General features: G+C 57.7%; 7 protein-coding genes, 2 tRNA genes and 2 pseudogenes. All 11 read left to right on the top strand.

The genetic code is table 11. The annotated features are described in order from the left end of the window. Window positions 1-33: 33 nt before the first annotated feature. The 11 genes and pseudogenes from clpX to IPM27_11875 all read left to right on the top strand — a co-directional run bounded on the left by clpX (window position 34) and on the right by IPM27_11875 (window position 11841). Window positions 34-1276 (top strand): annotated as a pseudogene (gene clpX / locus IPM27_11825) (ATP-dependent Clp protease ATP-binding subunit ClpX). 200 nt (window positions 1277-1476) lie between these two features. After that, window positions 1477-3814: pseudogene (gene lon, locus IPM27_11830) on the top strand (endopeptidase La). A gap of 142 nt (window positions 3815-3956) precedes the next feature. Then, window positions 3957-4229, top strand: a complete 273-nt coding sequence (locus IPM27_11835) for an HU family DNA-binding protein (GenBank protein ID MBK9162208.1) — start codon at window positions 3957-3959, stop codon at window positions 4227-4229. Window positions 4230-4240: 11 nt separating this feature from the next. Next, window positions 4241-4316 (top strand) — tRNA-Val (locus IPM27_11840). 15 nt (window positions 4317-4331) lie between these two features. Continuing rightward, window positions 4332-4407, top strand: a tRNA-Asp gene (locus IPM27_11845). Window positions 4408-4961: 554 nt separating this feature from the next. Beyond that, the gene (locus IPM27_11850) at window positions 4962-6506 is read left to right on the top strand and encodes an HlyD family efflux transporter periplasmic adaptor subunit (protein MBK9162209.1); all 1545 of its coding nucleotides are present in this window, start codon (window positions 4962-4964) and stop codon (window positions 6504-6506) included. Window positions 6507-6515: 9 nt separating this feature from the next. Next, entirely contained in the window at window positions 6516-8672 is a 2157-nt protein-coding gene (locus IPM27_11855) for a PqqD family peptide modification chaperone (GenBank protein MBK9162210.1), read from the top strand. A gap of 2 nt (window positions 8673-8674) precedes the next feature. After that, window positions 8675-10654: a preprotein translocase subunit SecA gene (locus IPM27_11860; protein ID MBK9162211.1), complete on the top strand. Its 1980-nt coding sequence runs from the start codon at window positions 8675-8677 to the stop codon at window positions 10652-10654. Beyond that, on the top strand, window positions 10651-11025 hold the full coding sequence (locus IPM27_11865; GenBank protein ID MBK9162212.1) for a biotin/lipoyl-binding protein: 375 nt from the start codon (window positions 10651-10653) through the stop codon (window positions 11023-11025). Before IPM27_11860 ends, IPM27_11865 begins: the two co-directional genes overlap by 4 nt. A 17-nt stretch (window positions 11026-11042) precedes the next feature. Beyond that, on the top strand, window positions 11043-11378 hold the full coding sequence (locus IPM27_11870; GenBank protein ID MBK9162213.1) for an HlyD family efflux transporter periplasmic adaptor subunit: 336 nt from the start codon (window positions 11043-11045) through the stop codon (window positions 11376-11378). Window positions 11379-11514: 136 nt separating this feature from the next. Next, entirely contained in the window at window positions 11515-11841 is a 327-nt protein-coding gene (locus tag IPM27_11875; GenBank protein ID MBK9162214.1) for a SapC family protein, read from the top strand. The last annotated feature ends 607 nt before the right edge of the window (window positions 11842-12448 follow it).

The following is a 12448-nucleotide window of genomic DNA, read 5'->3' on the forward strand; positions in this document are numbered from 1 at the left end:
TTTTGTGCCGATAACACGACGAAAGGTTGAACTATGACTGGCATAAGAAATCCGGTGCAAGTTGCTTTATTGCTCATTTGCGGAAAGAGCCAGCATGAGGTGCGCAAGTTGATTGCGGGGCCTTCGGTGTTCGTTTTCGACGAGTGCATCGCTGTGCAACGACATCATGCGCGAAGAAAATCAGGGTGAGGATGTCAAGGGTGCCAAGAACGGATCTGCCCGCGCCGAAAGAGATTTGCTCGACGCTGGACGAGTATGTGATCGGTCGGGAAAGAGCCAAGCGCATCCTGTCCGTTGCGGTGTACAACCATTACAAGCGTCTCAAGAGTGATGACAAGGATGGTGTGGAGCTGGCCAAAGCAATATCCTGCTGATCGGTCCGACCGGTTCCGGCAAGACCTTGCTGGCGCAGACACTGGCGCGTTTGCTCGATGTGCCGTTCGTGATGGCGGATGCGACCACGCTGACCGAAGCGGGCTATGTGGGCGAGGATGTCGAGAACATCATCCAGAAACTGTTGCAGGCTTGCGATTGCGATGTTGAAAGCGCAGCGCGGCATTGTGTACGTGGATGAGATCGACAAGATTTCGCGCAAGTCGGATAACCCTTCGATCACCCGCGATGTCCGGGGAGGGTGTGCAACAGGCGCTACTCAAGTTGATCGAAGGTACCAAGGCATCAATCCCGCCGCAAGGCGGCGCAAGCATCCGAATACGGAATTCCTGCAAGTGGATACGACCAACATCCTGTTTATCTGCGGCGGGGGCGTTCGATGGTCTGGAAAAGGTCATTCGCAACCGCTCGGTAAAGGCGAGCATCGGTTTCGGCGCGACTATCAGCAGCAAGGACGATCGCAAGACCGGTGAGACGTTGCGCGATGTGGAACGGAAGATCTGATCAAGTTTGGCTTGATCCCGGAGTTCGTGGGGCGTCTGCCGGTGGTGGCGACGCTGGAGGAACTGGATGAGCCCGCTTTGGTGAAGATTCTGACCGAACCGAAGAATGCGCTGACTAAGCGTATCAGAAACTGTTTTCGATGGAAGGGGTGGAGCTGGAATTCCGCGAAGGCGTTCTGCTGGCGATCGCCAGTAAGGGCATTGGCGCGCAAGACCGGCGCGCGCGGGTTGCGCTCGATACTGGAACAGTCGCTGCTGGATGTGATGTTCGATCTGCCTTCGATGGAGGATGTCGCAAGGTGGTGCTGGACGAATCCGGTTCTGGTGAGAGATCAAGCCCATGGTCATCTATGCCGACACTCCCAAAGCAGCCTGATTGAACAGGCCGAGTACGACATCAGGCGGTTTGTTCTTTAATGTCTTGTTGTGATGCGGATGCTTGAATTCCATCAGGCCGTCCCCATCTGGCCTCCCAGTTAACGAATTAAGGTTATTGCCATGATTGAACAGGATTCTCAGGCATCACGACTGCCGATTTGCACCCGCTATTGCCATTGCGAGACGTGGTGGTGTTTCCGCCATGGTCATCCCGTTGTTTGTCGGTCGTGCCAAATCCATCAAGGCGCTGGAGACCGCCATGGAAGCCAGCAAGGGTATCGTTCTGGTGGCGCAAAAATCGGCCGCCAAGGATGAGCCGGGCACGGACGATCTGTACACTATCGGCAGCATGGCCAATATCCTGCAATGCTCAAATTGCCCGACGGTACGGTCAAGGTGCTGGTGGAGGGTACGCAGCGTGTCAACGTATTGCGCGTGTTCGATGCCGAAAGCCATTTCAATTCCGAGGGTGCAGGTCGTGCCTGTCGAGGATGGATCGGACAGTGAGTCCGAGGCGATGCGCCGCGCGCTCATTGCTCAGTTCGACCAGTATGTAAACTCAACAAGAAAATCCCCCGGAAATCCTGACTTCGCTGGCTGGCATCGATGATGGCGGGCGTCTGGCCGATACGATTGCAGCGCATCTGCCGCTCAAGCTGGAGCAGAAGCAGGAAGTGCTGGAGATTTTGGCGTCCGTAAACGCTTGGAACATTTGCTTGGCTTGCTGGAGGCGGAGATCGATATCCTTCAGGTGGAAAAGCGCATCCGTGGCCGGGTCAAACGCCAGATGGAAAAAAGCCAGCGCGAGTACTATCTGAACGAGCAGGTGAAAGCGATCCAGAAAGAGTTGGGAGAGGGCGAAGAGGGTGCCGACCTTGATGAAGTCGAAAAGAAGATCAAGGCCGCCCATATGCCGAAAGAGGCACGTGCCAAGGCAGAAGCCGAATTGAAGAAGCTGCGCATGATGTCGCCGATGTCGGCCGAAGCAACGGTGGTGCGTAACTATATCGATGTCTTGGTAGGTTTGCCGTGGAAGAAAAGAACCAAGATCAGTGCCGATCTGAAACAGGCCGAGGTGGTGTTGGAAGAGGATCATTACGGCCTGGATAAGGTCAAGGAACGTATCCTCGAATATCTGGCTGTACAACAGCGCGTCGACAAGCTGGAAGGCACCGATCCTGTGTCTGGTGGGCCCGCCTGGTGTGGGCAAGACTTCGCTGGGGCGATCCATCGCGCGTGCCACCAACCGGAAGTTCGTGCGCATGTCGCTGGGGGTGCGCGACGAGTCCGAAATTCGTGGCCATCGTCGCACTTACATTGGCTCCATGCCGGGCAAGATCTTGCAGAACATGAGCAAGATTGGTGTCAAGAATCCGCTGTTCCTGCTCGATGAAGTGGACAAGATCGGTATGGATATGCGCGGCGACCCTTCGTCTGCCTTACTGGAGGTGCTCGATCCGGAACAGAACAGCACGTTCGTCGATCATTATGTCGAGGTGGAATACGATCTTTCGGATGTGATGTTCGTGGCGACGGCGAATACCCTGAACATTCCTGAACCGTTGCTGGATCGCATGGAGATCATCCATGTTTCCAGTTATATGGAAGACGAGAAGATCAATATTGCTACGCGCTATCTGGTGCCCAAGGCCATCAAGAATAACGGTCTGAAGCCGGAAGAGATTCACATCTCCGAAAGCGCATTGCGAGACATTGTGCGTTATTACGTGCGTGAGGCGGGCGTACGGGGCTGGAGCGCGAGATTTCCAAGGTTTGCCGCAAGGTGGTAAAGGCACTTTCGTTGAAGGAGCGTGACAAGAAGGTCGTCATCAATGCGCGTAATCTTGACAAATATCTCGGGGTGAGGCGCTATTCTTATGGTATTGCAGAAAAGAACAACCAGATCGGGCAGGTGACCGGACTGGCGTGGACGGAAGTTGGCGGTGAGTTGTTGACCATCGAAACGGCGGTGCTGCCAGGCAAGGGCAAGACCACCACGACCGGCAAGCTTGGCGAGGTGATGCAGGAGTCCATCCAGGCCGCTCTCAGTGTAGTACGCAGTCGCGCCAAGCGGCTGGGAATAGACGAGGAGTTCTATCACAAGACCGATCTTCACATCCATTTGCCCGAGGGCGCGATTCCCAAGGATGGGCCGAGCGCGGGGATCGGTATGTGCACGGCGATGGTCTCGGCATTGACCGGTATTCCTGTGCGTGCAGATGTGGCAATGACAGGCGAAATTACATTGCGCGGAGAAGTATTGCCAATCGGCGGGTTGAAAGAAAAAACTTCTGGCGGCACAGCGTGGTGGAATCAAGAAGGTATTGATACCCGAAGAAAATACCAAGGATCTGGCGGAGATTCCGGACAATATCAAGAATAAACTGGACATTCACCCAGTGAAGTGGATAGATCAGGTGTTTGAAATGGCGCTGGAACGTAAGCCTGAGCCTTCAGGCGAGTCCGACGGAAAGGCTTCGGTCATCGAATTGGCGGCGGATGCGGGTCAATCTGAGCCGGTTGTTGCAACGAAACATTGAGTTGAAATTGCTATCAGTTCGCATGATGCAACGCAAGCCGAAATATTTTCCAGTAATATCTTGACCAAAGCCGAGAAGCCTTGATATAAAGCCGTTGCAGGGCTTTCCCTGTTTTCGATAACCAATAGCAAAGGGGACATACGTGAATAAATCTGATTTGATTGACGCAATTGCAAAATCCGCTGATATCTCTAAGGCAGCTGCAGGTCGCGCATTGGATGCAACTGTCGAGTCCATCAAGAAGGCTCTCAAGAAGGGTGATACAGTTAGCTTGGTTGGTTTCGGTACTTTCAAGGTTGGCAAGCGCGCCGCACGCACTGGCCGCAATCCTCGCACTGGCGCGACGATCAAGATCAAGGCTGCCAAGGTTCCAAAGTTTTCCGCTGGCAAAGGTTTGAAGGATGCTGTAAACTAGCCGACTTTGTCGGGTGCTTAGCTCAGTTGGTAGAGCGTCGCCCTTACAAGGCGAATGTCGGCGGTTCGACCCCGTCAGCACCCACCAGACGAAATAGTTATTGGAGTGGTAGTTCAGTTGGTTAGAATACCGGCCTGTCACGCCGGGGTCGCGGGTTCGAGTCCCGTCCACTCCGCCAATATTAGTTAAGCCGTTGAGAAATCAACGGCTTTTCTTTTTTCATATTCTCGAGGCGTGCCATTTTGGCGTCTCAATCCTTTTGGGGATTGAAATGAGATTACTTTCTCATCTAGTCAATAACCGCTTCGGCGTGCTTTATTCCAGGATCTCCATGCAGGGAAGAGAGGCGCTGATTCGGTCAGAATAACTGGCGACCGAAAAACTGGTAGCATGAAACACGAAACTGCCAAGACGAAAAACTGAGTGAAGGTTGCAGATATTTTGATTTGGAATTTATTTTGAATACATATCTTACTTCGAGCAGGAATCCATGGGTTGTTCTGTCCCAGTCAGTCAATGGTGAGAACTTGTTCCCGACGTGGCTGGATTCCCTGGTAGAAGGGCTCGATAATGTACACGAGGCCGTGCTGGTGTTGCGCGAGGAGGATGCTTTTCGTCCCGTCGCCTTGTGGCCTGAAGGGGCGGCCCTGTGGCGCGGGTCTAATGGGGCTGTGCGAACGTTCGCTCGATCTTCGCCTGCCGGTAACGCAGTCGTCTGAAGGCCATGCCGCTATGGCAATGCCCATCCATATTGGCGATGAGTTATACGGCGTGGTGGCGCTGGCGTTTGCCGTCGCCGAGGTGCCCAAGGGAGCTTCGGACTGGATCCAGTGGGGCTTTGGCTGGCTGGCGATACGCTCGGCACACGGCGGGGATTCCTCTAGCGAGCAGTTGCGTGAGCGTTTGCTGATATCGCTGGACTTGACCCTGAGCGCACTGGAAGAAAAAGATTTTGAGGCCGCCTGCCATGGCGTGGTAACCGATGCGGCGGTGCGCCTGAAGTGCGACCGTGTTTCCATCGGTTTCGGCGAGACGCATGGTATGCGTCTTGTGGCTATTTCCCATACGGCGGATTTTTCACACCGTCTGGACATGGTGCATGCGCTTGAAGCGGTGATGGATGAGGCTGCGGATCAGGGCGTGAGCTTTTTCATCAGCGGTGAGAAAGGCGGGAACAAGGAAGAAGAAAACTACCTTTGCACCAGGGAGCATGAGCAACTGGTGCGTAATTACGGCAGCGGTTGCGTGCTTTCCGTACCGTTCTTCGTCAGCGATGAGCAGTACGGCTATTTCCTGTTTGAGTGGGCGGAGCCGCAAGTGGAGCCCGTGGCGCGGCAGATTGCGGAGGGTTTGCCGCCGATCCTTGGGCGCGTGTTGCTGGAGAAGCGGCGCAACGATCGTTCGCTGTATCAGCGCTTGAAAGATGCCGCCAGGGAAGAGGGTAAGCGGTTGTTCGGACCGCTACACGCGGGGCGCAAACTGGCGGCGTCAGTACTGTTGCTGCTGGTGGCGTTCTTCGGCTTTGCGACCGGGGAATTCCGCGTTTCCGCGAAATCATTGCTGGAAGGCGGGGTGCGCCGTGTCGTCGTGGCGCCATACGACGGTTTTGTCGCCAGTGCCCCATTGCGCGCGGGATATGAGGTGAACGCGGGCGATGTGCTGGCAACCCTGGATGATCGTGAGCTCAAGCTGGAAGCGTCTAAGTGGTCGAGCCAGCAGAGCCAGTACCTGCAGCAGACCTACGATGCCCAGGCGCAGCATAATCTGGCGCAGATGCAGGTCGGTATCGCCCAGACGCGGCAGGCGGCAGCACAACGCGCCTTGTCCGAGTCCATGCTGGAGCGATCTCGCGTGGTGGCGCCTTTCCGCGGCCTTATTGTGAGTGGCGACTTGTCGCAACGTCTGGGTAGTGCCGTCAAGAAGGGTCAGGTGCTGTTCGAGATTGCGCCGCTGGATTCGTACCGCATAGTATTGGAAGTGGAAGAGGCGGACATTTCCTATGTTGAGGTGGGGCAGAAGGGCAAGTTGGTGACGACGGCGATTCCGGACATGCCGCTGCCCTTCACTGTCAACTTGGTCACTCCTGTAGCCCAAGCCAGCGAAGGCAAGAATCGTTTTCGAGTTGAGGCCTCGCTGGACAAGCACCTCGAACAGTTGCGCCCCGGCATGGAGGGTATTGGCAAGATAGACATCGGCAAGCGGCGGCTGATCTGGATATGGACGCATTCGCTGACTGACTGGCTGCGCCTGCAAGCCTGGAACTGGTTCGGGGTCTAGGGACAGAGCATGGTTGCACCGCTGTTTTCTTCTTCATGGTATCGGGTTGCCAAGTTGAAACCGCGCCTGCGCAACCAGGCCCGCTTCGTACGTCATACTTATCGTGGTGAGCGCTGGTACGTGATGCAGGATCTGGCCAGCGGTCGTTTCCTTCGCTTCGATCCGGCGGCATACCGCGTGGCAATGCTGATGGATGGGATGCGCACGCTGGAAGAGATTTGGCAGAACGTATGCATGACCATGGGAAGCGAGGCGCCGACCCAGGATGAAGTCCTCAATCTGCTGTCGCAACTGCATCACGCCAACGTACTGGTCACGGACCAGAAACCCGATATCGAGGAACTGGACCAGCGGCGTCTGAAAATCAAGAGCATGAAGCTCAAGCAGTACATTGCCAATCCCCTGGCCCTCAAGTTGCCGCTGTTTGATCCTGACCGTTTATTGACATATCTGGCGGGTCGGGTAAGTCCCGTCGCCATCAAGTGGTTGCTGTGGCTGTGGACGGCAGTGGTGGTTTCCGGCCTGGCGATGGCCGTGCTTCACTGGGGTGAGTTGACGGAGGATATGGCCTCGCGCGTTTTTACTCCGGAAAACATGCTTATCCTCTGGCTGGTGTTCCCTCTGCTGAAGGCCATTCATGAATTGGGGCACGGGCTGGCAATCAAGGCATTCGGCGGAAGTTGCCACGAGATGGGAGTGATGTTCCTAGTGCTGGTTCCCATTCCCTATATGGATGCGAGCCAGGCGGTTGCCATGCCGGACAAGCGCCGGCGTATGGTGGTGGGGTTGGCTGGCATGATGGCGGAGCTGTTTATTGCGGCAATCGCGGTCTGGCTGTGGAGCGGGGCTAGTCCAGGTGTGTTTAAGGCATTCATGCATCAGACCATCTTGCTGGCCGGCGTGACCACGCTGGTGTTTAACGCCAACCCATTGATTCGCTATGACGGTTATTACGTTCTTGCTGACTGGCTGGAGATTCCTAACCTGGGCAAGAAAGCAAACCAGTATGTAGGTTATCTGGTGAACCGCTATGCATTCGGCGTGCGCGAGGGATTGAGTACGCCGCACCTCACGCCACGCGAGTCCGGCTGGCTGGTGGTGTATGCGATATTGTCATTCATCTACCGCACCCTGCTTGCAGTGGCGATTATCCTGATGGTTGCCGGTGAGTTTTTCTTCGTGGGCTTCATGCTGGCGTGTTGGGCGGCCTATTCCATGCTGGTCCTGCCCATCCTGCACCAAGTACGCTTCCTTTCTTCCGATGCGCTGCTGGAGGGCAGGCGGAAGCGGGCGATGCTGGTCAGCGGCAGCCTGGCGGCGGTGGTTCTGCTGTTCGTGTTTTTTGTGCCGAGGCCGGCCTGGACCAATGTGGAGGGTGTTATCTGGATGCCGGATGAGTCACAGGTGCGCGCTCCCCTCGCGTGCTTTGGTGGCAGCGTACTGGTGCAGTCTGGCGAGATGGTGCATGCGGGGGACAAATTACTGACCTGCGTCGAGCCGGAGCTTGATGCGCAATACGTGCAGATGCAGGCGCGGATTCACGAACTGGAGGCGCGCCAGGCATGGGCCAATGTGGATGACAGGGTGCAGGCGCAGATTATCAATGCCGAGCTTCAGCATTACCGGAAGAAACTGGCCGACTTGGAGGGCCGGCGTGGCGAGATGGCGATGTCCAGCCCTCATGACGGCAAGTTTGTCATGCCCGCGCCGGGAGATTTCACGGGGCGTTATATGGAACGGGGCGATATAGTGGCTTACGTGCTCAATCCCGAACGCTATTCCTTGATAACCGTTGTGCCGCAAGGTGATGCCGACTTGGTGCGCAACCGGACAAGTCGCGTCGAACTGCGTTCGGTGGACAGTATCTGGGATGTGCTGCCCGCAAAGATCGTGCGTGAGGTTCCTGCGGCATCCAACGACCTGCCCAGCATGGCATTGTCATTGGAAGGCGGAGGCAATATCGGCCTTGATCCAAACGCCAGACAGGGCGAGGCCCCCAGGTCATTGGTTTCGCTGTTCCAGTTCGAGGTCAAGCTGACCGGAGAGTCGCTGCCCAAGGTGCTGGGCAGCCGGGTGTACGTGCGTTTCGTGCACCCTCCTGAGCCGCTTGCGGTGCAGTGGTATCGTACGCTGCGCCAGGTGTTCATCAAACGTTTCGCCACTTAGATATGTTCACTTTGTCCACCGTAGGCAACCCATATCCGCAACGCCATGACTGGCAGGAACTGCCTTGGCTGGATCGCATGGCGGAAAAACTTCGCACCAAGGTGCGCAGCAAGCTGCGCATCACTCCGCGCAGTCTGGACCGCTTCGTGTGTCGAGTGGATGAGATAACGGAGGCGTTCCGGCGGCTGAGTCCCGGGGAGAGGAGAAATGTACTGGGCGAGTTGCGCATGGCGTTGCGGCGGGATGGCTTCGAGGACGAACTGGTCGCGCGCGCCTTCGCCATGATACGCATCCATGCAGGGGAGATATTGGGCAAGGAGCATTACTCCACCCAGATCAAGGGCGGGTACATTCTGCTGGCCGGTTATTTGGCAGAGATGGATACGGGAGAGGGGAAGACGCTCACCGCGACCCTGCCAGCCATTACCGCTGCCATGACCGGACTGGCAGTGCATGTCGTTACCGTGAACGATTACCTGGCTCGCCGTGACGTGGAACAATTGGGGCCGCTGTACCACGCGCTGGGCGTGACCACGGGACTGGTTCTGGAAAAGATGGAGCCGCAGGAGAAGCAGCGCGAATATCGCGCCGACGTGGTCTACTGCACCAACAAGACGCTGGTGTTCGATTACCTGCGCGACCGCATTGCACTCGGGGATCGGCTCAAGCCTTTGTCCATGGCGTTCGACAAGCTGGTCGGAAAGGGTGCGCCCTCTGTCATGTTGCGCGGTCTGCAATACGCCATCGTCGATGAGGCGGATAGCGTGTTCATTGACGAGGCGCGCACGCCGCTTATCATCTCGAGAACCTTACAGGATGCGGGCATAGAGGCTTATTACCGACAGGCTGTCGAGTTGGCCCGGCAACTGGAACCGGACGCGGATTTTAATCTTGGGGCGGGAGGGCGCAGCCCTGAACTCACCGAACAAGGAAACAGGAGGCTGGAGGAATTGTGCGCCGCCCTGCCGGGAATCTGGCATGGAAAGTTCCGGCGCGAGGAAGTTGTGCTTAGGTCGCTGCTCGCGCTGTATGGATTCGATCGCGACGTGCACTACATCGTGCGCGATGAAAAGGTCATGATCGTGGACGAGAACACGGGACGGGTGATGCCGGATCGCTCATGGGAGCGCGGTTTGCAGCAGATGATCGAGATCAAGGAGGATGTTCCTCTGAGTCCGGAAAAGGATACGCTGGCGCGCATCAGCTACCAGTTGTTCTTCCGGCGCTACCTGCGATTGTCCGGCATGACGGGAACCTGCCGCGAGGTGTCGGGCGAGGTGGGCGAAGTATATTGGCTGGGCGTGGTGCGCGTTGAGCCGTATCGTCCATTGCAGCGCAGGACGCTGCCGCCCAGATTGTTTGCCACGGCAGATGAGCGTTGGCAGGCCGTGATCGAGTCCATACAGGAGCGGCATGTTGCGGGCCAGCCGGTACTGGTGGGTACGCGCTCGGTGATGGCTTCGGAGTTGTTGTCCGGTTTGCTGACGCAGGTGGGTATTCCGCATCAGGTGCTCAATGCCAAACAGGATGAATCGGAAGCCGAGATCGTGGCGCAGGCGGGCGAGGCGGGGCGGGTGACTATCGCCACCAACATGGCCGGACGCGGCACGGACATACATCTTGAACCGGAGGTGGTGAAGTTAGGCGGGTTACACGTCATCCTGACCGAGCGCCACGACAATGCACGGGTTGACCGGCAACTGGCCGGGCGTTGTGCCCGGCAGGGAGACCCGGGAAGTTGGCAGTCCATCCTGTCGCTGGAGGATATTACGGTGAGGAATTTCATGCCATGGCTGAATCGCTGGTTGAGGTCATGGCTTGAGCGCGACCCGCATAGCCGGTATGCTACCCAATCGGGATTGTTATACTACAGCTTGGCGCAGCGCAGGGTGGAGTGGACCGACAGGAGAGTGAGACGCAGCCTGTTGAGTTCGGACTTCCGAACGCGCAGGTCGCTGTCTTTTTCGGGAAAGATGGAATGAGCAGAACGGGAAAATTTATATCAACAGGTTTGTTTCTTGCCCTTTCACCTTTGGTGTCGATGCAGGCGGCGGGGGAGGATGTCAGCGTGACATGCCTGGTGGAGCCATCCGAAGAGATGAATGTGGGGACGCAGGTCGATGGCACGCTGGAAGAGGTGTTGGTGGGCCGCGGCGATGTGGTGAGTCGGGGACAGCTTTTGGCCAGGCTGAACTCCGGGGTCGAAGCCGCTGCGGTCGAGTACCAGGCGGCAAAGACACAGTTTGCCGCGCGCAGGTATGCACGCAACGAGGATTTGCAGAAGCAGCAACTGGTGTCTACCAACGACCTCGACGAGATGGGCACGGAATTGCGCATGTCGAACTCGACCTGAAGCAGAAGCGGGAGCAGTTGAACCTGCGCAGGATATTGAGCCCGATACAGGGCGTGGTGGTGGATTTGTACAAGAGCCGGGGCGATCTGGTGAAGCAGGAAAAGATCATGAAACTGGCGAAACTCAATCCGCTGCATGTGGAAACCGTTCTGCCGGAGAGTTATTTTGGCCGTGTTCGAACCGGACAAGCCTATACCGTTTCATTGCCTCTACTGGGGGCCAGCTACAAGGCAAAGGTGAGTCGCGTTGACAGGGTGATCGATCCGGCTAGCGGCACCTTCCGCGTGCGCTTGCTGTTACCCAATCCCAAGCTGGAAATCCCATCAGGCTTGCGTTGCGCCGTTGAATTCTGAGGTGCGCGCGTTGAACGGGTGCGGAAGCGCCTGTATGTGGTTTGTTTCATTGGATGGCACGTTGCATTTCTGGTAGCATCGCCCGCGCTTACCCGTGCGGCGAGCAGTTGAAGAACTTTCAGGGAAAACACCAAGCATGACGACTTTATTATTCTATGAGAAGCCAGTGCCATTAATCAGCGAAAGGCACTTGAAGTCGCGCATCGAAGCGACAGGGGATTTCGGTTTTTCCGCGTCCACCAATTCAATCCCGCTTGCGGTTATCGAGTTTGTCGATGCGGCAAAGGAGTATCCGATTGCTTTCACCGGCGAGGAAGGGGGGGCTTGTCGCTGGTGGCGGCTGCTGACAATACAGGCGCCCGGCACAACGGGCGGCTGCGCGCCGCGGGCCAGTGTGAGCTGGTCTGATGGTCGGGGTGTCAATATCCGGGGTCCGCGGAGCCGGGTGGTCCGGGGCTGGTAGGCGGTGGCGGGCGGGGTATGGCTGCGGCGAACAGGCGGCCGGTGGCTGCGCGGTTAACCAGGCCAGCGGTGCGTGCCACCCCCGCGCATGGTGAATCTGGATGACGGCGGCGCGGGCGGTCCTGGCGGGTGTTCGGCCGGTGTGAATGCGGGCGGGATGGGGGCAGGTGGCCTGCGGGGCGCGCCGCGGCTGCGGCGCAACGATGCCGCGGTGCGGCGGGCGGCGGGCAGGTTTCACGGGTGGCGGCGGCGGGCAAGGTCCTGTCTCGCCGAGCCGGCGGTGGTGATGGCAGCGGCGCGCGCGCGGCCGATGCCGCCGGCGGGGCGGCGGCCGGTGTGCTGTGGTCGGGTGAGGCTCGCGGCGAGCGGCAATATTGCTGCCAGGGGCCTGGCGTCCGGCAAGGGTGGGCAGGCGACCTCAGCTGGCGTCTCGGGTGATGGTCTTGTGGATGTCGGCGGCGACGGAGGGGCGGGTGGCTGCTGATCCCCCGGCACACGGTGGTTTCCGCCGCGGCGGGCGCCGTCCAATGTTACGCCCACTCCTAATTTCCTCTACCTTTCTCCGGCTCCGTAGCTCCGGCTCCATTGAACTGGGCGCTGAATGCGGG

It is taken from the genome of Nitrosomonadales bacterium, assembly GCA_016716325.1.
GTDB lineage: Bacteria > Pseudomonadota > Gammaproteobacteria > Burkholderiales > Gallionellaceae > Gallionella.